Source organism: Deinococcus wulumuqiensis R12 (genome assembly GCF_011067105.1).
In the GTDB taxonomy this organism is placed as follows: domain Bacteria; phylum Deinococcota; class Deinococci; order Deinococcales; family Deinococcaceae; genus Deinococcus; species Deinococcus wulumuqiensis.
Map to the genome: position 1 here is coordinate 1,949,327 of NZ_CP049357.1, position 20,983 is coordinate 1,970,309.

Consider the following 20,983-nt stretch of genomic DNA (forward strand, 5'->3'; position numbering starts at 1 on the left):
TGAATCTGAAACTACCAGATTCAATCGGAATCCGTATAATTCAGAGAACTGCTCTAGGACGGCGTTTCCGACACTTTGTCTGAGCTAAAGCTGTAAGACGGCGGGGCCTAAGCTTCCCCGGTATGAGCGTTCTGAACAGTCTCCTGGCCGCACTGGTCAAGGAAGGGGCCAGCGACATTCACCTGCGAGCCGGGACCGCTCCGGCGGCCCGCATCAATGGGGTGATTCGGCGCTTCGGAGAAAGCCGTCTCACGCCCGAGCATCTGCAACAGTTCACCCAGGAAATGCTGCCCAGCAGCGCCCTGTGGGACAGCTTCCTGGCCCGGCGCGAGGCCGACTTCGCCTACGGGCTGGCGGGAGTGGGGCGCTTCCGGGTCAACGCCTACTTTCAGCGCGGTTCCATCGGGCTGATCATGCGCGTCATCGAGGACAAACCGATTCCGACCTTCGAGCAGCTCGGCTTGCCCACCGATGTCTTTACCGAATTTGCCGAACAGGAGCGCGGCCTGATTCTGGTCACCGGTCCCACCGGCAGCGGCAAGACGACCACCCTGGCGAGCCTGATCGACCACATCAATACCCACCAGTCGGTCAATATCGTGACGCTCGAAGACCCCATCGAGGTGCTGCACCGCGACAAGTTGGCGATGGTCAACCAGCGCGAACTGGGCCTGGACACCCTCAGCTTTTCCAACGGGCTGCGGGCGGCGATGCGGCAGGACCCCGACGTGATTCTGATCGGCGAAATGCGCGACAAAGAAACGGTGGAGGCCGCACTGTCCGCCGCGCAGACCGGACACCTCGTCCTCAGCACCCTGCACACCCAGGACGCCATCCGGACGGTGGGCCGCATCATCGACTTTTTTGCCCCGCACGAACGCACCCAGATTCGCCAGGGCCTGTCCGAAAGCGTGGTCGGCATCGTCAGCCAGCGCCTCTTGCCGCGCAGTGGCGGGGGCCGGGTCATGGGCATGGAAGTGCTGCTCGGCACGCCGACCATCCGCGAATGCATCAAGGACCCCGAGCGCACCGAGGAAATCAAGCAGGCCCTGATGGAAGGCGGCGTGCGCGGCATGCGGACGTTCGACCAGCACCTCGTTCAGCTCGTCATGGAGGGCCACATGACCCAGGAAGACGCGATGGCCGCCGCCACCAGCCCCCACGAACTCAAGCTGATGCTGATGAAAGCGCAGTACGCCTGAAAGGGGGCAGGCAAAGACCGCTTATACGGATTCCGATTGAATCTGGTAGTTTCAGATTCAATCCGACTTGCAAAGCTGCGCAGCAGAGCGGATGCGAGTAGGAAAAAATACGGATTCCGCGATATGGATGCACAGGCGGCGCTTTCCCGACTGTGCAGGAATTAAGCGGAATCCGTATTAGCGGCCCGGCCAGCGCCAGTGCACGTGCGAACTCGGGGGCCGCTCTCCCTGCGCGAGCACCCGCGCCTGCTCCTCGTAGCTGAGATAAAAGCGTCCGGCCAGCAGCGTCATCAGCAGCACCACGCTGGCGAGGGCGACCAGCAGGGGCCAGCCCGCGCTGCTTGTCAGCACGCCATTGAAGACGAAGTGCAGGGCGATGCTCAGCGCCAGCCCACGCCGGCGCCACCAGCGCCCGATCTGCCGCCAGCGCCCGCCGAGCGCGTAGCCCTGCGGCGCACTGAACAGCGCGTGCCCCAGCGTGGCGAGCAGGGCGTGTCCGGTGGCCGTGCCCGCGCCGAAACTCAGGGTGTAGGTCAGGTTCTCCACCAGCGCGAAGCCCAGCGCCGCCGTGACCGCGTACACCAGACCGTCCATCGGCTCGTCGAACGACGGCTCGTAGGCCGCGGTGTGGGCCGCCAGAAACTTGCTGACTTCCTCGATGACGGCGGTCAGCAGCGCCACCAGCAGCAGGGTCAGCGGCGCCGAACTGCTCAGCATTCTGCCCAGACTCGCCTCGAAAGCCGCCGCCACGAACCAGGCGAACATGCCCCAGGCGAAGGTCCGGGTCAGCAGCCACAGCGGTTCCGGGTGCCGGTCGCGCCGCACGAAAAACCACAGCCACCCCAGCGTGATGGCGATGGACCCCAGCAGCGAGAGCAGCATCGGGCGGTCAGGAGCGCAGCGTCGCAGCGGCGCGGGCCTGCACGCTGCGTTCCTGCATCGGCGCGTGCGCGAGGTGGGTCAGCGCCAGCGCCAGCGCGTCGGCGGCGTGGTTGTTGAACAGTTCGCGGATGCCCAGGCTCGCCTTGACCATGTAGATGACCTGCTCCTTGTCGGCGCGGCCCGTGCCCACCAGCGACTTCTTGACCTGCATGGGGCCGTAGGCGTAAGTCGGCACCCCCGCCTGGGCGCAGGCGAGCTGCACCACCCCGAACGCCTGCCCCACCTTGAAGGCCACGTCCGCCTGCTTGCGCAGAATCTGGTCCTCGATCGCCACCGCGTCGGGCCGGTACTCGGTCAGCAGCCGGGTCACTTCCTCGTGCAGGTACTGCAGGCGCCTGGGCATCAGCCAGGCACTTTCGGTGGTCAGGCAGACGTGGTACAGGTGCTTGGCCCGCCGCACGTCCCCTTCGACCAGCCCCAGGCCCAGGTTCGCCAGTCCGGGGTCTATCCCCAGCACCCTCATCTCCCCAGCACCCTCATCTCGGCACCCTCATGCGCGGCAGCATAGCAGCGGGGCAAATGAGCAGGGCGCAGAGGCCGACTGGCCCCGCGCCCGTTGCAAGGGGAAGAAGAAGGTCAGCGCCGCGCTTTGGGGTCGAAAGCGTCGCGCAGGCCGTCGCCCAGAAAGTTGAAGGCCAGCACGGTCAGCAAGATGGCGAGGCCGGGGTAAAACGGCAGCCAGGGGTAGGTCAGCACGACTTCCTGCGCGTTGCTGAGCATGTTGCCCCAGGTGGAAACGGGCGGCTGAATACCGAAGCCCAGAAAGCTCAGCCCGGCTTCACCCAGAATCGCGCCCGCCACGTCCAGGGTGGCACTCACGATGATGATGCCCAGCAGGTTGGGAAACAGGTGCCGCCACATGATGCGGCCATTTTTCGCGCCCAGCGCACGGGCGGCGTCCACGTATTCCAGGTTCTTGAGCTTGAGCACCTCGCCGCGCACCAGCCTCGCGGTGCCCATCCAGCCGAAGACCGAAAAGACGGTGATGATGATGAACACGCTGGCCGACGTGCCCAGGCCACCGCGCAGGTTGGCGATGAACGGCGCGTCGCTGCTGGCGAACAGGCCCGAGATGACCAGTTGCAGCGGCAGCACCGGAATGCTGAACATGAACTCGATAAAGCGGCTGATGAGCGTGTCGGTGGTCCCCCCCAGAAATCCGGCGAGCAGGCCCATCAGGGTGCCGAGCATCACGCTGATGAGGGCGACGGCGAAGCCCACCAGCAGACTGACGCGGCTGCCGTAGATGATGCGCGAAAGCAGGTCGCGCCCGAGTTCGTCCTGGCCCAGCGGGTAGCTCGCACTCGGCGGGGCGTAGATGCCGCCCAGGTCCTGGGCGTTGGGGTCGTGGGGGGCCAGGAACGGCGCGAACAGCGCCACGGCGATGATCGCCAGGATAAACGCGAGGCTGATCATGGCGGCCTTGTGGCGGCGCAGGCGGCGCATGGCGAGCTGGAAGGCCGACGGACTTTTCTGAACAGGAACGGCAGCGACGGTCATGAAGTACCTCGGGGCAGGGCGGCGCAGCGCAGGCAGGTCACGGTCAGGAGTACCGGATGCGCGGATCGACCACGGCGTAGAGCAGGTCGGTGAGCAGCTGAAAGACCACCGTCAGCAGCGACAGCATCATCAGGCAGAACATCACCACGTTGAAGTCCTTGGACACCATCGACTCGATCAGGGCGCGGCCCATGCCCGGCCAGGAAAACACCTGCTCGGTGATGACGGCCCCGCTGAACAGCCCCGGCACGGCGAGACCCAGGATGGTCACGATGGGAATCAGCGAGTTTCTCAGGGCGTGCTTGTACAGCACCCGGCTCTGGGGCAGTCCCTTGGCGCGGGCGGTGCGCACGAAGTCCTGGCCCAGCACTTCCAGAAAGCTCGCCCGCATGTAGCGCGTCGTGACCGCGATTTCGCGCAGCATCAGGATGGTCAGGGGCAGAATCAGGTATTTCAGGCGGTCGAGCCAGAAGGGGAGCAGCCCGTCTTCCGGCGCGATGCCGCTGCCCAGCCCGCCAGGTGGCAGCGCGATGGCCCCGTTCGTCGCCTGCGGCAAAATCACGGCAAAGAGGTAAAGCGCCATCACGCCGATCCAGAAGCCGGGGGCGCTGAAAATCACGAAGTTCAGGAAGGTCAGAATGTAGTCGGCGGCGCTGTACTGCCGCACCGCCGAGAAGATGCCGAGCGGCACCGCGATGAGGGTGCTGATGACCAGCGCGGGAATGGTGAGCAGCAGCGTGTTGGGCAGGCGCTGGCCGAAGATGTACTCAGTGACCGGAATGCCGAAGTCGCGCGAGTACCCGAATTCGCCCCGGAAGGCCTGCATCAGCCAGTTCCAGTACTTCTCGTACCAGGGGGTGTCGACCCCGTAGGCCTCGCGCAGACGGGCAATGTCCTCGGGGGTGATTTTGGGGTTGCCGAAAATCAGCTGGTCGACCGGGTCGCCGGGTTGCAGCGCGGTCAGCGCGTAGATCACGGCGCTGATGAGCAGCAGCAGCGGAATCATTTGCAGGATGCGCCGGAGGGCGTAGTTGGCCATAGCGGGTGCATGTCCTCTCTGGGGAAGTTCAGGAGCGCGGCAGGTGCGCCCAATAAGCAGGTGCGCCCAATAAAAAAAGCAGGCACGCGGTGGCCTGCTGGGTCAGCGGGTCCAGACAAGTTGGACCGGAAGGGAGAGGGCTGGCCTGTCGCGCCCGCCCTCCCCCACGTCCTTATTCCTTCTGCGTGTGGGCGCGAACGGCACCCTTCTGGCTCCAGCCCACGCGGTAGGCGTCCCAGGTGGGGTACTGGGTGTAGGCGCTGAAGGTGTAGTTCACCAGCCCGTTGGCGACGGTGTAGGGGTTCGAGCGGAAGTACAGCGGCAGCGAGGGCACGTCGGCGGCCCAGAGGCTCTGCATCTTGGCGAGGTTGGCCTTGCGGGTGGTCGTATTGAACTCGGTCTGCGAGGCCGTGAACAGGCGGTCGTACTCGGCGCTCTTCCAGCCGGAGTAGTTCTGGCCCGCGTAGCCGTTCGACTCGGTGGGAATGCCCTCGCCCTTGAACAGCGAGCCTTCCTCAAACAGCGGGTTGCTCACCCAGGCGTACATCGCCAGGTCCCACTTGCCGTCTTCGCCCTTGCTGAGCATGTCGGGGCCGAAGAACACGCTGGCGGGGTAGTTCTGGATGTTGACCTGCACGCCCACGGCCTTCCACTGCGCCTGCAAGATCTGCTGCACACGCTCGCGCACGGCGTTGCCGGCGGTGGTGCTGAAGGTCAGCGTCATCTTCTTGCCGCCCTTGGCGCGAATGCCGTCGCTGCCGACCTTCCAGCCCGCAGCGTCGAGCAGCTGACGGGCACGCGCCTGATTGAAGGGGTACTTGGTCACGTTGGCGTTGTACACGGCGGACAGCGGGTTGACGAAGGTGTGCGACACCGGCTGACGGCCCTGGAACAGCGCCTTGGTCAGCCCTTCGCGGTCGGTGGCGAGCAGCAGCGCCTGACGCACGCGCTCGTCGTTCAGGCCGAGGTCACGTGAACGCTGGCCCCGGGTGTTGATGTCCACGTGCTCCCAGATGGCGCCGGGCACGAAGTAGGTCTGGAACTTGCTGCCCTGCCGCGCCCGCATGTCGAGCGCCTGGTCGAACGACAGACCCACGGTGGCAAGCGCGTCGAGCTGGCCCGACAGCACGTTCACCTTGAGGGTGTTGGTGTTGGAGATGAAGCGGTAGGTGACGGTCTTGAGGTACTTGCTCTCGCCGCCCGCAGGCTTGCGCCAGTAGTTGGGATTGCGCGTCAGCGTCAGGCTGTTGCCGGGGCGCCACGCGGTGGGCTTGAAGGGTCCGGCGACCACCTTGGGCAGGTTGCTGGAAGTGGTGTACTGCCCGATAAACCGCTTCCACTGCTCGGTCACGGCGTCACCCTTCTGGCCTTTGGTGGCGCTGTCGAAGGCGTTCCAGGCGCTTTGCATGATGTGCGCGGGGGCCAGGCCGGGAGCGCCCGCCTTCTCGGCGAACAGGTAGGGGGGGCTGAAGGTGATGGTGAAGGTGCGGTCGTTGGCGCCGCGCGTGATTTTGGCCTTGTCCCAGGGGTCGCGGTCAGGGACCAGCACGCGGTCGTCGTTGATGACCTTGAGCCAGAACTCGAAGTCGGCCGCCGTGATGGCGCGGCCGTCGCTCCACTTGGCGTCGGGGCGAATGGTGAAGGTCAGGCTGTTGCTCGTCACCTTGCCCGCCGAGTTGCGGGTCACCTTGTAGCCGCCGTTGGCCGCCGTGGGCACCTTGGTGGCGATGTCGGCCAGCATCTTGCCGCCGTTGTCCATGTACATCAGGCCCGCGCCCATCCAGCCGTTGATTTCGGCGGTGATGGCGAGGTTGTTGGTGGACCAGGGGTCGTAAATGTTCGGTGGCTCCTGCGAGGTGCCGATAATCAGGCTGTTGTTGGCCGGGCCGGCGACAGCGGCTCCGAGCAGCAGGGCGGACAGGGCGAGCAGTTTCTTCATCTGTTCCTCCGGAGGAGCGGTCGGTTGACCGGGACAGCGAACACGAAAATCCCAAAGGAGGGGACGCACCTGCCGGAGACGACAGCGTGTCTCTGGAGGTCAGCTTTGGGTTACTGCAAAGGATACAGGATTTACCCCGGCTTGAGAATGTGATTTCGGGTGTTCCCCCAGCGCCCCTGTCTCGTGCCTGCCCAGCGTGCCCCCTGGCCTGTCACCGGAACGCGTATGACGGCACCCGGACCAAGCAAAACCGGAGGCACTCGGCCCCCGGTTCACCTCCTCGAACTGTTCGCGTCGCTCAGCTGCCGCAGCCGCCGCTGCCTTCGCCGTCGGGCGACTGCGCTCCGTCGGTGCGGAACGAGTGGCCGCAGCCGCAGGAACTCGTGGCGTTGGGGTTGTGGACGGTAAAGCCGCCGCCCATCATATTTTCCACGAAGTCCACTTCGCTGCCGCGCAGCAGTTCGATGCTCATGCGGTCGACCAGCAGCTTGATGCCCCGGTCCACCACGATGGTGTCGCCTTCGAGTTCGCGGTCGTCGATGGCCATGCCGTACTGGTAACCGCTGCACCCGCCACTCTTGATAAAGACGCGGACTCCGGCGTTTTCCTTGCCGCTGTTCGCCAGGATCGTCTGGGCCTTCATGGCCCCGAACTCGCTGATGGTGATGTCCGGCAGGGGCAGGGCCTCCTGACGGCCGGGGGTAGGAATCGCAGTCATGCCTGAAGGGTAACACCCGGCGCAGCCGCAAAAAGTGGCAAAACGGCAAAGCGGAGGGCGTCCATTGAGCAAGTCTTGAACCTGGGCTGACCCCCGACAAAGTGCTATGTGACTGACATTCCTTGAGTGCCTCCGTGTTAGATTGGGGCCATGCCGAAGCCTTCAGCCTCGAACCAGACCGCGCCGAACCCGTACGCCGAGTGGTTCGAGCAGCTCCGCAGCGAGTACGGCGAACAGCTCGGGGCCATGCCGCTGCCCGACGGCCTGCCCGAGCACCTGCGCGGGCTGATCGAGCAGGGCGACGAAGAAGCCATTCAGTTCATGGTCAAGCTCGCCTGGCAGCTGGGTGCCCAGGTCGGCTACGCGGCGGGCAGCCGTCAGCAGGGTGTGCAAACGCCCCCCAAACGCGCCAGCAGCGTCCAGGCCTGAGCCTCAACGCCAATCGAATCTCAAAGCCAGTCGAATCTCAAAGCCAGTCGAATCTCAACATCAGTCGAATGTACCGCTCCTCCGGGGGCGGTGTTCAGTTTTCCGTCGGACGCGGCCTGGCCCAGCAGCCTGGTTGCGGCGCGGCGTCCGGGACCAGGCCCCGGGCGGCCAGTTCGGTCAGCACCAGTTCAGCGAACGCCAGCAGGACTTCGGCGTCCTGAACTTCTCCAGCGGTAAGGCCCAGCCGCCGCGCTTCCCGCGCGAGTTGCACAGCAAAGTCGTCCACTGCTTCAGGCTACGCCAGCGGGCAGGAAGCAGATAAAAAAGCGGCCCCGGCACTCAGGCCAGGGCTGCTCGGGGTCGTCGTTGGGACGAAGAAGACTCAGTCGTGCCAGTGTCAGTCGTGCGAGTGACCGGGGGCCGCACCGCCATGTCCGCCGTGGGCGAGACGCTCGCGCTCGTCGGCTTCACGCAGGGTGCGAATGCCGCGCACGATCGCCATCGTCAGGAAGTAGGACAGCGCGGGCAGCAGGAAGGTCATGATCCACAGAACCGCGTTGGCGTTGCCCGTGGTGAGCGTGCCCGAGGCGATGAGTTCGGGCTTGTACCCCGCCAGCGACAGCACCAGCATAAACACCATGAACGCCACGCCCGCCGCCAGCCGCACCGGGTGGTTGGTGGGGTTCTCGGCGTAGTACATGTTGTCCTTGCTGCGGTCCAGCAGCGGCACCAGGAACAGCAGACCAATCGGAATGGCCGGGAAGACCATGGCCCCCACGAACTCGGCGGTGATGGTGCCGCCCAGCAGCGTGAAGCTGAAGCCGGGGATGATCGCCAGCGCACCGAAGACCCACAGCAGGTACCAATCGGGCTTGATGTTGGCAATCGGCGTGGCACTGGGCGGACCGAAATACTCCACCGGGTGCACCGGGATAAAGGCGCTGAACAGAATCACCAGACCGGCGAACAGCAGCGCCAGCAGCAGCATGATCGGGGTCTGCTGGGTGCTGAGCGGCACACCGACGATCTTCTTGTAGGCGACGCGCTTGGCGTACTGCGGCTGCGTGTGCTTCTGCTTGATCATCAGCAGCATGTGGGCACCGGTGGTCGCCACCAGAATCATCGGCAGCAGCATGATGTGGTAGCCGTAGATACGCGGAATGACCTGCTCACCGGGGAAAGCACCGGCGAAAGCGGCCTGCGCCAGCCAGTCACCGACCCAGGGCACCGACTTGGTGATGGCGTACACCACACCCAGGGTCTGATAGGCGTAGTTGTCGTAGGGGAGGATGTAGCCGGTCACGGCGGTCAGCGCCGAGAAGATCAGCAGCAGCAGGCCGATCCACCAGTTGATTTCACGCGGCTTTTTGAAGGCCCCCGTGAAGTAGATGCGCATCATGTGAATCACGGCGGCGGCCACCATGATGTTGGCGCACCAGTGGTGGATACGGCGCAGCATGTCACCGAACGGCATCGCGTTGATCTTGAGCGCCGAGTGATACGCCGCGGGGACCAGGTTGGGCTTGTCGGAGGTGCCGGGATCGAACGAGTTGATCACCAGCGTGTTGCTCGGCTCGTAGGAGAGCGCCAGCAGAATGCCCGTCAAAATGAGGATCACGAGCGAGAACAGCGTGATTTCACCCAGGAAAAAGCTGTGGTGAACGGGGAAGGCCTTGCGCAGAAACTTGTCGTTCAGGCGCGAGAGGTGCAGACGTTCGTCGAGCCACTGGTTCATGACAGCAGTTCCTCCACCTTCTGGACGTATTTCTCCCAGTCTTCTTCCTTGTTGTAGCCGTAGGGCACCGACAGGAACGTTTCCGTGGCGACCAGCCGGTCCCCTTCCAGTTTGATCGGAAGCTGCGGCAGGGGGTGCCCGGGAGGACCACCGATGACGCGGCACCCCTCGCGCGGCTCGTACTGCCCCGAGTGGCAGGGGCAGTTCATGATGCTGCGGCCCCCCGGACCCTGACCGTCGTCAACGTTGCAGCCCGCGTGGGTGCAGCGGTCGCCGTAGGCCACAATCTCGCCGTCCACGGTGGCTTCGAGATTGGTCGGCGCCTTGAGTTCGCCCTTGGGAAAACGGTAGATCGCCAGGATGCTGGTGGGATCGCCGTCCCGTATGACAGGCGCGCCGTTCTCGTCCTTGCCCTGCGGCCAGGCACGGACCAGCTTGTCGGCACTGAGTTCGTCGACGCGCACCGGCTGACCGAACTTGGCGGGGTCGGCATGCACCAGAATGTCGCCCTTGAGGGGAGGCGCCTTCTTCGGGGTCAGGCGAAACACCGGGTTGGCACTGCCCAGCGTGCTGATCAGGCTCAGGCCACCGACGGCGGCCGAGGCACCGAGCGCCGTGTTGATAAAGCGGCGGCGCGTGATTTCGGGATCTTGCTTCTTGTAACGGGTCATGAGTCAAACCTCTCCAGAGATGAGGGAAAAAGGCGGCTTACCAGGGAAACTCGCCCGAGGCGTCTTCCACCAGCACTTCGCCGTCCATGAAGTACTTCTTGTACAGCGCCAGCGAAGCCGCGAGGCTCAGCACGATCATTGCGGCGTAGAAGCCCTCGGCGGTCACGTTGGGCATCACCTGATCCTTGGCGGCCCAGCCCGCATAGTCGATGTTCATCTGGCGCACGAACAGCACGCTGAACAGCAGGGTCGAGAGGATACTCAGCACCATGCCCAGCGTGGCGACGGGCGTAGAGCGCACCTTGTGAATGCCGGGGCGCAGTTCCTGACCTTCGGCCCAGTGGCTGTACAGGCCGATCAGGCCGTAGGTGAGCAGCACGATGATGAAGGTGGTCAGCCAGATTTCCGGCAGCTTGATGTGATCGGGCACGAAGCGCGAGCGGTTTTTCAGCGCCTCGGGGTCCACCTTGCTCTGGCCCTCGGCCACCTTGGCGGGGGTCAGAGGCTCCTCGATGTCGTTGCCCCACTCATGCAGCACGTAGTTGGCGACGGCGTAGAGCTGCTTGTCGTCGAGCGAGTCGCCGTAGGCCGGCATCCCGCCCTTGCCGTTGACCAGAATGGTGTGTACGTACACCGGATCTTTGATCAACTTCTCGTTGCCCGCGAGTTTGGGACCGACGCCCCCTTCGCCGTTGGCGCCGTGACAGCCCTGGCAACCGGGGCCACCGCCCGCGCCCTCGGCATAGATCTGCTTGCCGATAGTGGGGTAGTCCTTGCTGATGCTCGCGACCACCGCCGGGTCCACCACCACCGGTTCGGGCGCCGTTTCCTTGTTGAAAAGGAAGAGCAGGACGATCCACATCACCGCCGCGCAGAAGATGGCGACTCCTGGCATTACCGCATCGTTTCTTTCCACTTTTCCTTCTCCCTCGTGAAGTGGCCTCGGGGTTGGCCCGCTCGGCTCGGCTGAGCTGCGCTGCTGTTTTCCTTGCGGCCTGAGTCTCGCAAACCAGCATAGCACGCGCCAAACGCGCTCCCAGCGGCATTTCCGTACCCACAGCAGCGACACTTCGGCAAGTGACATCTTCCGCCCTGACCGCGCGGTTAAATGTCCCCCAACGTGAGAAAAATGGTGCCAGCCTACGGTTCCTGCTCCGCCCTGCCCAGCCCGGCGAGCAGGGGCCACAGCGCCGCCGCGAGCCGGGTCACGTCCCGGTTGGCCGGATGCTCACGCGGGTCTTCCCCACCTTGAGACAGCAGCGCCACCACCAGCGGGCGCGGGGTCCAGAGCAGGCCGACGTCGTGGTGAACGCCGCGCAGTTCGCCCGATTTGGAGGCCACCCGGTAGCGCGGCGCGCCGTCCGGCCCAGCTGGAATGCCGCGCCCAATGAGGTCGCGCACCTGCTGACGGCCCAGGATGTCGAGGCCGAGTTGTTGCATCTGGGGCGTCAGCCCATCGCCGCGCAACAGGGACAGCAGCAGCGCCACCTGATCCCGCGCCGACGTGCGGTTGCGTTCGCCCCGACGCTGGGCGGCGTTCTGGCGCTCGGGCGGCTGTTGCAGGAGGCCAATCAACCGGGTGCTGTTCAGGCCGCGTGCCGTCAGCCAGGCGTTGAAGTCGTCCTGACCGAGACGCTCGATCAGCAGGTTGGTCGCGGTGTTGTCGCTGACGACAATCATCAGCGTCAGCACGTCCTGCCAGGTCAGCGTCAGCCCCGGCGAAAGTTCATGCAGCACCCCGGCGCCCGGCACGCGGTCCTCGGCACGGAGGGTCACCCGCTCCGCCAGGTCGAGGTCGCCGCGCCCAGCCTGTTCCAGCGCCATGAGCAGCAGTGGCAGCTTGATGGTGCTGGCTGAGGGAAAGGGCGCGTTGGCGGCGCAGGCATACAGTTCGCGGCCCCCGAAGTCGGTGACGAGCAGCCCCACCTCTCCGGTATAGTCGGCGCGGCGCAGTTCAGCCTGGAAGTCGGGCATCAGTCCGGCAACTGCAATCCGGCGAGCGCGGCGAAGGGGTGGGCCGTTCCCACCGGGCGCAACGTGCAAAAGGGCCGTGTTCCTTCCGGCTCCACCCGGTGCGGGCAGGTCGGGCACTCGGGAAACGCCTGCTCGGTGTAGGCGAGGTCGGGCTCGCTGCTGGCGACGTCCCACTCGCGCCCGCAGCCGGCGCGGTAGGGCTGGGCGGGCGCGGCGCGAACCACCGTCGTCTGGGGTGCCCGGCGCTTACTCAAGGTTGGCGATGCCCTCGCGAATGGCGTACAGCGCGGCCTGGGTGCGGTTGTTGAGTTGCAGCTTGGTGAAAATCTCGGACAGGCGGTTGCGGACCGTCTTTTCCGAGATGTCGAGTCGCAGGGCGATGTCCTGGTTGGAAAAGCCCTGGGCCAGCAGCTTGAGAATCATCGTCTCGCGCTCGTTGAGGTCGGCGTGCTTCTCGCTGGGCAGTTCCTCGCGCTTGTCGCGGAAATCGTCGAGGACGTTCTGGGCCATGTCCGCGTCGAGCAGCGCCTCGCCCGCCGCCACCCGCGTGATCGCGTCGATCAGGGTGCCCGCGTCGGCGTCCTTGAGGATGTAGCCCCGCGCCCCGGCCTTGACCGCCTCGAACACGTAGCGGTCCTGGCGGTACATGGTGATCATGATGACGCGCGAGTGCGGGTTGATTTCGAGGATGCTCTGGGTGGCCTTGACCCCGTCGAGTTCGGGCATCTGGATGTCCATGAGAATCACGTCGGGCTGGGTGTCGGCGGCGTAGCGCACGGCCTCGCGCCCGTTGGCGGCCTCACCGATGACGCGCATCCCCTCCGATTCCAGCAGGCTGCGCAGGCCCTGGCGAAAGAGGGCGTGGTCGTCGGCGAGCAGGACTCGAATCATGGGCCGAGTCTACGGCGTGCGGGTGGGGCACAAGGAGGCAGGCCCTACAGATGGTGGCGAGGAAAGAAGCGGCCCGCGCCGACTGTCCCTCCTCTCTCTGCCCTCCCCTCTTCCCCCTCTGCCCTACACGTCCTCGCTGCCGGTGTCCATCCGCACCACGCGGGGGCGGAACTCGCCGAGCACGTCCACGAGGTCGCGCTGGCGGGCGATCACGTCCTCGATGCGCTTGTAGGCCTGGGGCGCCTCGTCGATGCCGCCGCCGATCAGGGTCACGCCCCGGTCTTTGAGGTACGCCTGCACGTCCTTTTTCGCCAGCGAGCGTTCGGCGGCCTTGCGCCCGAGCTGCCGGCCCGCGCCGTGACTGGCACTCGCCAGGGCTTCGGGGTGGCCCTTGCCGCGCACGAGGTAGCCGGGGTCGGCCATGCTGCCGGGAATCAGCCCCAGTCGCCCGGCCTCAGCGGGGGTGGCCCCCTTGCGGTGAACGATGAGTTCCTGGCCGTTCACCACCTGTTTCCAGGCGAGGTTGTGGCTGTTTTGCGCCTGGAGCAGAGGCTTTTCACCCAGGGCGCGGGCGAGGCGGGCGTGAATCTGCTCGTGGTTGGCGAGCGCGTAGCGGCCCGCGAGATTCATCGCCTGCCAGTAGGCCTGCCCCGGCTCGCCGTCCAGCGGCAGCCAGGCGAGCTTCTGCGCTTCGCGGTCAAGCTGCGGCCAGAGCTTTTGCGCCACGCCGGTGAAGTGCCCCGCGACCTGCGCCCCGAAACCGCGCGAGCCGGAGTGCGAGAGCACCGCCAGATACTCGCCGGGGTCCAGCCCTTCCAGCTGCGGGTCGGCCTGCGCGAGCGTGAAGGTCCCGAACTCGACGAAGTGGTTGCCACTGCCCGAGGTGCCGATCTGGGTCGCCGCCTTGTCGAACAGGTGACGCAGCAGGGGCTGCTCCTTCCAGGTCGCTTCGTGCAGCACCGGGTGGTCGAGCCGGTCACGCTTGTCGAAGGCGACGCCCGCGCCGAAGCGGGTGTGCTTGAGCAGCAGCGAGCGGGCTTCGTCGGTGCTCACGTTCCCCGCACCCACCGGAAAGACACTCAGCATCATGGAGCAGCCGATATCCACGCCCACGCCGTAGGGAATGACCGCGTTCTCGGTCGCCAGCACCCCGCCGATGGGCAGGCCGTAGCCCACGTGCGCGTCGGGCATCAGGGCGCCCGCGCGCGAGACGGGAAGCTGCATCGCCACGTCCATCTGGGCATGGGCGCCGGGGTCGATCAGGTCCGCTCCCCAGGTGCGGTAGGGCAGCGGCGCGGCGCGAAGTTTGGCGCTCTGGCGCGACTGCTGCGCCGCTTGCTGCTCGAGCAGATGCGCGGCGAGGTCGGCGTAGACCCCGCCCCCCCGGTACTGTTCGGGATAATTCTGCACACTTTGCAGCTCGTCGAGGATGTCCCCACGGCTGACCCCCGCGTCCTCGCGCAACTTCGCCGCCGTGAGGGCGAGGCCCACCGCTTTGCCTTCAAAACCGAGTTTGGTGATGTGTTTGCCGTTCATGTCGTCTCGCTTTTGTGATGTGGCTGTGCCTTTTCCGGCTTCTCCGGTCGGCTGATACGGATTCCGCTTAATTCCTGCACAGTCGGGAAAGCGCCGCCTGTGCATCCATATCGCGGAATCCGTATTTTTTCCTACTCGCATCCGCTCTGCTGCGCAGCTTTGCAAGTCGGATTGAATCTGAAACGACCAGATTCAATCGGAATCCGTATGATACCTCTTGTGGTCGAATCGCTCAGACTGAGCGATGGGCCAAACGCTCTAGGGCATTGGACGCAGGACGTGCGAATGCCTGATGTTGCCTGTCCGGACCGCCTCCGGCCACCCCACGGCGTTGCATTTTCCTTTAGAGCGTGCGGCCCCTGCATCGGCCAAGTGGCGCAGGGACAGCGGGGGCAAACAGCCTAGAGCCGACCAAAAAAGGCCCCCACCACGCGGCGGGGGCAGGCAAAAAGGAGAGTGCTCATACGGATTCCGCTAAATTCCTGCACAGTCGGAACTACACCGCCTGTGCATCCATATCGCGAAATCCGTATCTTTTCCTACTCCTTTCAGTCGGATTGAATCCAGAAATCTGCTGGATTCAATCGGAATCCGTATCATCCCACTTTGAACAGGAGAGAGGGCACGTATCTCTTGTTCCGATCAGGGCGCATCAAAGAAAAATGCGCGGGAATAGAACGAAGGAGATGACGGTGATTTTCCGCCATCTCCGAAGAAGAATTCCGCCTCGTATCAGTACAGGCTCTTGACGTAGGCATGCACGTCGGCCACCTGCTGGGCGCTGAGCTGCGCCTCGGTGAAACGGGGCATGACGGGGCTGAGTTCCTTTTCCGGGGTGCGGCCTTCACGCAGCGCCGTGGTGAACTCGGCGTCGCTCCAGGTCGCCGCCTGGTTCAGGGCCGGACCCACGCCGCCCTGACCTTCGGCCCCGTGACAACCCGCGCAGCTGCCCCCGAAGAACTGCTGTCCGGCCTCTGCCGAGCCGCCCGCAGTGCCCTCAGCGCCCTCGCTGCCCGCAGTGCTGCCACTCTGCTCGCCTGCACCAGCCATTGCCCCGGCACCTGCCGCCGCAGCCCCCTCAGTGCCTTCTGCCCCAGTGCCTTCTGCCCCAGTACCTTGTGCCGCAGTGCCCTGGGCCGCGTTGCCGCTCGTCTGACCCGACGCCATGCCGGTTTCGTCGGTGGCGCCGGGCTGCTCGGTGGTGGTGGCCGCGCCGCTGCTGTCGCCGGTCTGGGCGGCGGCGGTGGGCGGCTGGGTGGAGTCGCCCGAGACCGTCGGGGTGAACATCATGCGCGGAATGGCGATCAGGAGGGCGACGCCGACAATCAGGCCGAGCATCACACCCAAGGCCCAGGACAGGGCATTGCCCGCCGTCCAACGGTTCTGGCTCATCTTCATGGGGTACAGCATACGGCCTACCGCATGGTCAGGCTGTCCCGCAGGTCACAGCAGACGCTCGGGCGGGGCCGCGTCCTCATCTTCGGGCCACCACTGCCGCCGGGCCAGGTCACAGCGGCCCGTGTCGTCGAATTCGACGCCCTCGGCCCGCAGCAGTTCCTCCTGAAGTTCACCGAGGCCCAGCTTGTGCGTGCTGACCCGGCCCTGGGCATTGATGACGCGCTGCCAGGGCACCTCTCCCTCCTTGAGCACCCCGTTCATGATGAAACCCACCTGCCGCGCCGCGCCGGGCTGCCCGGCCAGCAACGCCAGTTGGCCGTAGGTCATCACCCGGCCCGGCGGAATGCGGGCCACCAGCGCCAGCACGCGCTGACGCAGGTCGGAAGGGGAAGGCGCAGTCCCGGTCATGTGCCCGCGAGTCTAGCCGCTTTATCGGTCCAGCCGGAAAAGCTCCAGGTCCGGCGTCGGCTCCCCCAGGATGTGGGCCGTGAGCAGCCGCGCCGCCTGCACGCTGTAGGTGATGCCGTTGCCGCCGTACCCCAGCGCGAACAGCAGCCTGGAACCGGGCTGGGGGCCGATGTAGGCGAGGCCGTCCTTCGTCTCCCCGAAGGTGCCGGCCCAGGCGAAGGCCGTTTCGAGTTCGTGGCCGAGCAGCCGACCCATTTTGCGCTCCAGTCGCCGCTTTTTGCGTTCCAGCGCCCGCTGACGACGGGCCGGGCTGTGAAAATCGTCGTCCTCTCCGCCCACCACCACGCGCCCGTCGGAGGTGGTGCGGGCATAGAGGTAGGGCCGGGCCGTTTCCCAGATGAGGCACCCCTCGGGCCAGGGGTCGTGGGCCAGCGGCTCGCTTGCCAGCGCGTAACTGTTTTTGAGGGACGCCAGCCGCCGCCCCAGGAACTGCTCGGCCTCGTAGCCACTCGCCACGACCGTGTGCCGTGCCCGCACTTTCGGCCCCCGGTCGGTGTGGGCCACGAAACCGCCGCGCTCCTCGTCGAGCTGCCGGACCTCGGTGCGGTCGAAGACCTGGGCGCCGCGTGCCTGCGAACGCTGCAGCAGGTGCTGGGCCAGTCTATAGGGGTCCACCTCTCCCCCCTGACGGCTGAGCAGTGCGGCAGGCGCCGAAATGCCGAAGCGCGACTTCAGGTCACGGCTGTCCAGCCACTCCACCTCGAAGCCGGCGCGGGTGCGGGCGGCATGTTCGTCGCGCAGCATCCGGGCGTCGCTGCGGCTGGATGCGGAGTAGAGGCTGCCGCGCCGCCAAAAGCCGCAGTCGTCGGGCAGCTCGGCGCACAGCCGCCCAATCAGGTCTATGGCCTCGTGGCACAGCCAGTAGGCCCGCTCCGCCCGGTCCTGCCCCATCATCGGAATCAGGTCGCGCAGGTTGGTGTCGATTTCGTATTGCAGCAGCGCCGTGCTGACGCTGGTGCTGCCGAACGCGGCGTCCCGGCGGTCGAGCGCCACCACGCTCAGCCCCGCCGCCGAGAGGGCATCGACCAGCAGTGCCCCCGTGATGCCCGCACCGATGACCAGCACGTCGGCTTCCAGGTCGGCGGTCAGCGGCGGGTAGGTGTGCATGAGGCCACTCTTGAGCGGCCAGAAGGGGGTGCCGGTGCGGAGGTCCACAGGGACGATTGTAGGGCCGGTGACCGGCGAGGCCCCCGACCCTTTGACGCCTCCCGCCCTTTTACGGGCAGCAGAAAGCCGCGCCCCCCTCAGCGGGAAGGCGCGGCCAGTGCGGGACTCCGGCTCAGCCGTTTTGCTGACCGCTCTCGCTGCGGTTTTCCTCGGCGGCGTGGTCGTCCTTGTCGAGGTTGCGGCCCTCGGTGCCTTCGGTGCCCTCGGCAGCGGTTTCGGCCTTGGCCTCTTCCACGCTGGCTTCGCCTTCGAGCACGGCAGCGGCAGCTTCCTCGGACAGTTCGCCCGCAGCCACCAGACCGGCCACCTGAGCCGCCTGGGTTTCGGCTTCCAGTTCTTCGCTCGTCAGGCGGGGCGGCAGCACGCTGATGACGGTCAGTTCGGGGTCCACGGCCAGGGTGCAGCCCTGGGGCAGCTTGATCTCGCCGGCGGTCACGTGGTCACCGATACCGAGCTTGGTCACGTCCACCACGAGTTCCTGTGGAATGCGGCGGGGGCCGGGGGCCACGATCTGCAGGTTGTGGACGACGATGTCCACCAGACCGCCCTGGACTTCGCCCTGGCTGCGGCCCGTGGTGTGGACGGGCACGCCGACTTCAATCGGCTCGCCGTAGGTCACCATGTAGAAGTCCACGTGGATGGGGGTGCGCTTGCGCTTGTCCATCTGCACGGTCTTGACGAGCGCGGGGAAGGTTTCGCCGCCTTCGACGGTGATGTCGAACAGGCCGGTGGTGCTCTGACGGCGGAAGGCGCGGTCGAAGGCCTTGCGGTCGATGGCGAAGGAAACGTTCTTTTCCTTGTTGTAGGCGACGGCGGCGATCATGCCTTCGGCCAGCTTCTGCTTGGGGGTACGGGGTTGGGCGTTCAGTTCCATAGTGGCGGTGTCTCCTTGCGATTTCGCCGTCTGTCCGGGGTGCGCCACGCATCGGCAGGCAGTACCGGGGAAGCTGCCGGGGGCGGGGGCAGACGTGCAACCGTGACAGTGTAGCAGACGGCGCCCCTTACAGGGAACCGCCGCCCGCCACCTCGCGCCGGAAGTTCGAGAGCAGCGCCAGCCCCACCGCGCCGCTCTTTTCGGGGTGAAACTGCGCGGCGTGCAGGTTGCCCCGGCTGATGGCCGACCAGAAGGGCACCCCGTAGTTCGTCACGGCGCCGTGTTCCACCGCAGTGTCCAGCGGCACGTAGTACGAGTGGACGAAGTAGGCGTAGGCGTCCGGCCCCAGCCCGCGCAGCAGCGGCGAGTCGCCCCGGGCTTGCAGGGCGTTCCAGCCCATCTGCGGCACCTTGCGCTCGGGGGCCGCCCCAAACTTTTTGACCTGCCCCGCAATCAATCCCAAGCCGGGCACGCCGGGCGCTTCCTCCGAGCCGTCGAACAGCAGTTGCATCCCCACGCAGATGCCGAGCAGCGGCACCCCGGCGCGGGCGGCGTCCATCACCGGGGCATGAAAGCCGTGCCGGTCGAAGGTTTCCATCACCTGCCGGAAGTGGCCCTGGCCGGGCACCACCAGCGCCGGGGCATGCGGCACGTCGGCGGGATTGTCCGACACCCGCACGGTCATTCCGGCGCGTTCCAGGGCGCGGGCGGCGCTGCGGACATTGCCCGCGCCGTAATCGAGGAGAAGGACTTCGGGGGCTGCACGAACCGGGGCGGCGCTCATCGCCCCCCAGCGTACTTCTCCAGTGTGGCGGCAGTCGTGCCTGTGGGCCGCAAAGTTTCACCTGTCCAGACGAAAGTGAGGTCGCGGCGTCCTCCACCCACGCTGAGACGCTCCGGGGTAGCTGGGGAGCAGAGTTCGGGGCCGCCTTTATAAATGTCCAGCGTCGCGATGATGGAGAGGTCGGGCACGCGGTCAGCGTTACGGTCACGGTCACTCCAGGCGTGGGGCTGGTAGTCCCAGCGGCCCCGACACTGCTCCGATTTCGGGTTGGCGTAGGAGAGGTAGGGAAACAGTGCCACCGTCTCCACCTTCAACTTGCCGCCCGTCCAGGAAGCGATTTCAAGGGCGCTGCCGATGGCGTCCCTCCGACCACTGTCGCCCAGGCAGACCGCCGCCTGGGTGCCGTTTTTGCGCGGATAGGTCAGGCACTGAAACGGCAGGAAGTTCGGCACGAGGCTGACCGGCTGCCACTGCCCACGCACCTGCCGCAGCAGCACCGTTTCACCGGGGCAGCCCTCCGTCTCCGGGCAGAAGGTCGCCAGCATTTCCCGTTGACCCGGTGCGGTGAAAGCTCCTTCCAAGACAGCACTCAGCACACCACCAAACTTAGCGTTGCCGATGCTCTCGCTGGCGCGGCCCCCATAAACCATCTGCTTGCACCCGTTGAGCCGCCCCAGGTCTACTTTTCCGCTGCACACCGCCCGAATCACCGCGTCGGCTTCCTGGGCGCGGGGCACGCGGGATTCCGAGGGACCGGAGACGGCGGAAGCGAGGGAAACGCCAGCGAGGGCCAGGGTGAACAGGGGTCTGAGCATAAGCGGAGACTGACAGGGTGTCGCTGACCGGACGTGAGAGGCTGGCCTTATACGGTTTCAAATTGAGTCCCGGACATGTCCGGGCGCAATTTTGCGCGGAGCGCATGGAAAAAATACGGTCTTAATCCGATTCCCGAACATCCGGAAAGGCGCCGGATGCCCGTCCATCTCCTTAAAACCGTATTACAGGCTCCCCTTGGTACTTGGCAGGGCGTCCGAAGTCACCGCCACCGCGTCGCGCAGGGCGCGGGCAAAGGCCTTCATGACCGCCTCGATGACGTGGTGCGCCTCGCGGCCTGCGAGCAGTCGCACATGCAGCGTGACCCCGCCGTGGTTGCAAAAGCCGCGCAGAAACTCGCGCAGGTGGTAGTGGGTCATGCCGCCCGCAGAGCCGTACACGTCGAGCTGTTCCGGGTGAAATTCGAGGTGCGCCCGGCCCGAGAGGTCCACCACGACATGCGCCAAAGTTTCGTCCATCGGCACGAACGCCGACCCGTAGCGCTCGATGCCCCGGCGGTCCCCGAGCGCCTGCGTGAGCGCCTGCCCCAGCGTGATGCCGGCATCCTCGATGAGGTGATGCGGCTCGATGTGCAGGTCGCCCGTGCCCGACACGCTCAGGCCGAGGCGACTGTGCCGGGCAAGCGCGTCGAGCATGTGGTCGAAAAACCCGTGTCCGGTGGCCGGGGGGTCGTAAGCCGGGGCGTCGAGGTCGAGGCGGACGGTGAGGTCCGTTTCGCTGGTGCGGCGATGAACGGTGGCGGCGCGGGACATGCCAGGAGTCTAGGAGCCGGAGCCGCCGGAGGCCGCCAAACATCTGCATGGCAGGTGATGGTCTAACCGTCGAAAGGTCAAACCGTCAAAATGCTGCTCTTGCTCTTTGCCGTGGGCCATCTGCCATCTG

The 20,983-nt window shown here is 65.9% G+C and carries 23 protein-coding genes; 2 read left to right on the plus strand and 21 right to left on the minus strand.

The genetic code is table 11. The features are described from left to right. The first annotated feature begins 122 nt into the window (after nt 1-122). Nucleotides 123-1,202 (plus strand): type IV pilus twitching motility protein PilT, encoded by a 1,080-nt coding sequence (locus G6R31_RS09440; protein WP_017870096.1) that lies wholly within the window; start codon nt 123-125, stop codon nt 1,200-1,202. Between the two features lie 177 nt (nt 1,203-1,379). Here the strand turns inward: G6R31_RS09440 and G6R31_RS09445 are convergent, their stop codons facing one another. The 6 genes from G6R31_RS09445 to G6R31_RS09470 all read right to left on the minus strand — a co-directional run bounded on the left by G6R31_RS09445 (nt 1,380) and on the right by G6R31_RS09470 (nt 7,340). Then, nucleotides 1,380-2,084: a PrsW family intramembrane metalloprotease gene (locus G6R31_RS09445; RefSeq protein WP_017870095.1), complete on the minus strand. Its 705-nt coding sequence runs from the start codon at nt 2,082-2,084 to the stop codon at nt 1,380-1,382. 7 nt (nt 2,085-2,091) lie between these two features. After that, nucleotides 2,092-2,607 (minus strand): crossover junction endodeoxyribonuclease RuvC, encoded by a 516-nt coding sequence (gene ruvC / locus G6R31_RS09450; protein ID WP_017870094.1) that lies wholly within the window; start codon nt 2,605-2,607, stop codon nt 2,092-2,094. Nucleotides 2,608-2,720: 113 nt separating this feature from the next. After that, nucleotides 2,721-3,644: an ABC transporter permease gene (locus tag G6R31_RS09455; RefSeq protein WP_017870093.1), complete on the minus strand. Its 924-nt coding sequence runs from the start codon at nt 3,642-3,644 to the stop codon at nt 2,721-2,723. Between the two features lie 43 nt (nt 3,645-3,687). Further along, nucleotides 3,688-4,683, minus strand: a complete 996-nt coding sequence (locus G6R31_RS09460; RefSeq protein WP_017870092.1) for an ABC transporter permease — start codon at nt 4,681-4,683, stop codon at nt 3,688-3,690. Between the two features lie 172 nt (nt 4,684-4,855). Continuing rightward, the gene (locus G6R31_RS09465; RefSeq protein WP_017870091.1) at nt 4,856-6,622 is read right to left on the minus strand and encodes a peptide ABC transporter substrate-binding protein; all 1,767 of its coding nucleotides are present in this window, start codon (nt 6,620-6,622) and stop codon (nt 4,856-4,858) included. Between the two features lie 298 nt (nt 6,623-6,920). Continuing rightward, on the minus strand, nt 6,921-7,340 hold the full coding sequence (locus G6R31_RS09470) for a HesB/IscA family protein (protein ID WP_017870090.1): 420 nt from the start codon (nt 7,338-7,340) through the stop codon (nt 6,921-6,923). Between the two features lie 150 nt (nt 7,341-7,490). On the opposite strand from G6R31_RS09470, the gene G6R31_RS09475 reads away from it, so the two are divergent. After that, on the plus strand, nt 7,491-7,769 hold the full coding sequence (locus G6R31_RS09475) for a hypothetical protein (RefSeq protein WP_017870089.1): 279 nt from the start codon (nt 7,491-7,493) through the stop codon (nt 7,767-7,769). A gap of 94 nt (nt 7,770-7,863) precedes the next feature. On the opposite strand, the gene G6R31_RS09480 is transcribed toward G6R31_RS09475, so the two are convergent. The 15 genes from G6R31_RS09480 to hisB form a co-directional block, all read right to left on the minus strand. After that, nucleotides 7,864-8,055 (minus strand): hypothetical protein, encoded by a 192-nt coding sequence (locus G6R31_RS09480; RefSeq protein ID WP_017870088.1) that lies wholly within the window; start codon nt 8,053-8,055, stop codon nt 7,864-7,866. 111 nt (nt 8,056-8,166) lie between these two features. After that, nucleotides 8,167-9,504, minus strand: a complete 1,338-nt coding sequence (locus G6R31_RS09485; protein WP_017870087.1) for a cytochrome b — start codon at nt 9,502-9,504, stop codon at nt 8,167-8,169. Continuing rightward, nucleotides 9,501-10,175, minus strand: coding sequence for a Rieske (2Fe-2S) protein (locus tag G6R31_RS09490; RefSeq protein ID WP_017870086.1), 675 nt, complete (start codon nt 10,173-10,175; stop codon nt 9,501-9,503). The genes G6R31_RS09485 and G6R31_RS09490 overlap by 4 nt, the downstream gene beginning before the upstream one ends. Nucleotides 10,176-10,212: 37 nt before the next feature. Further along, nucleotides 10,213-11,070 carry a c-type cytochrome gene (locus G6R31_RS09495; RefSeq protein ID WP_017870085.1) on the minus strand — a complete coding sequence of 286 codons (858 nt, stop codon included), beginning with the start codon at nt 11,068-11,070 and terminating at the stop codon, nt 10,213-10,215. 245 nt (nt 11,071-11,315) lie between these two features. After that, on the minus strand, nt 11,316-12,149 hold the full coding sequence (locus G6R31_RS09500) for a serine hydrolase (RefSeq protein WP_017870084.1): 834 nt from the start codon (nt 12,147-12,149) through the stop codon (nt 11,316-11,318). Then, nucleotides 12,149-12,403, minus strand: coding sequence for a hypothetical protein (locus tag G6R31_RS09505; protein WP_025567496.1), 255 nt, complete (start codon nt 12,401-12,403; stop codon nt 12,149-12,151). Before G6R31_RS09505 ends, G6R31_RS09500 begins: the two co-directional genes overlap by 1 nt. Continuing rightward, a complete protein-coding gene (locus G6R31_RS09510; protein ID WP_017870082.1) occupies nt 12,396-13,040 on the minus strand; it encodes a response regulator transcription factor in 645 nt (214 codons plus the stop codon). Before G6R31_RS09510 ends, G6R31_RS09505 begins: the two co-directional genes overlap by 8 nt. A gap of 123 nt (nt 13,041-13,163) precedes the next feature. After that, nucleotides 13,164-14,576, minus strand: coding sequence for an RtcB family protein (locus tag G6R31_RS09515; RefSeq protein WP_017870081.1), 1,413 nt, complete (start codon nt 14,574-14,576; stop codon nt 13,164-13,166). Between the two features lie 732 nt (nt 14,577-15,308). Continuing rightward, on the minus strand, nt 15,309-15,974 hold the full coding sequence (locus G6R31_RS16875; protein WP_152423564.1) for a c-type cytochrome: 666 nt from the start codon (nt 15,972-15,974) through the stop codon (nt 15,309-15,311). A gap of 45 nt (nt 15,975-16,019) precedes the next feature. After that, nucleotides 16,020-16,382, minus strand: a complete 363-nt coding sequence (locus G6R31_RS09525; RefSeq protein WP_017870080.1) for an MGMT family protein — start codon at nt 16,380-16,382, stop codon at nt 16,020-16,022. Between the two features lie 21 nt (nt 16,383-16,403). Beyond that, a complete protein-coding gene (locus tag G6R31_RS09530; protein ID WP_017870079.1) occupies nt 16,404-17,597 on the minus strand; it encodes an NAD(P)/FAD-dependent oxidoreductase in 1,194 nt (397 codons plus the stop codon). Between the two features lie 124 nt (nt 17,598-17,721). Beyond that, nucleotides 17,722-18,483: a 50S ribosomal protein L25/general stress protein Ctc gene (locus tag G6R31_RS09535; protein ID WP_017870078.1), complete on the minus strand. Its 762-nt coding sequence runs from the start codon at nt 18,481-18,483 to the stop codon at nt 17,722-17,724. A gap of 127 nt (nt 18,484-18,610) precedes the next feature. Continuing rightward, nucleotides 18,611-19,267 carry an imidazole glycerol phosphate synthase subunit HisH gene (gene hisH, locus G6R31_RS09540; RefSeq protein ID WP_017870077.1) on the minus strand — a complete coding sequence of 219 codons (657 nt, stop codon included), beginning with the start codon at nt 19,265-19,267 and terminating at the stop codon, nt 18,611-18,613. After that, the gene (locus G6R31_RS09545) at nt 19,264-20,082 is read right to left on the minus strand and encodes a hypothetical protein (protein WP_017870076.1); all 819 of its coding nucleotides are present in this window, start codon (nt 20,080-20,082) and stop codon (nt 19,264-19,266) included. Before G6R31_RS09545 ends, hisH begins: the two co-directional genes overlap by 4 nt. Nucleotides 20,083-20,265: 183 nt before the next feature. Continuing rightward, nucleotides 20,266-20,853, minus strand: coding sequence for an imidazoleglycerol-phosphate dehydratase HisB (hisB, locus tag G6R31_RS09550; RefSeq protein WP_017870075.1), 588 nt, complete (start codon nt 20,851-20,853; stop codon nt 20,266-20,268). Nucleotides 20,854-20,983: the final 130 nt, after the last annotated feature.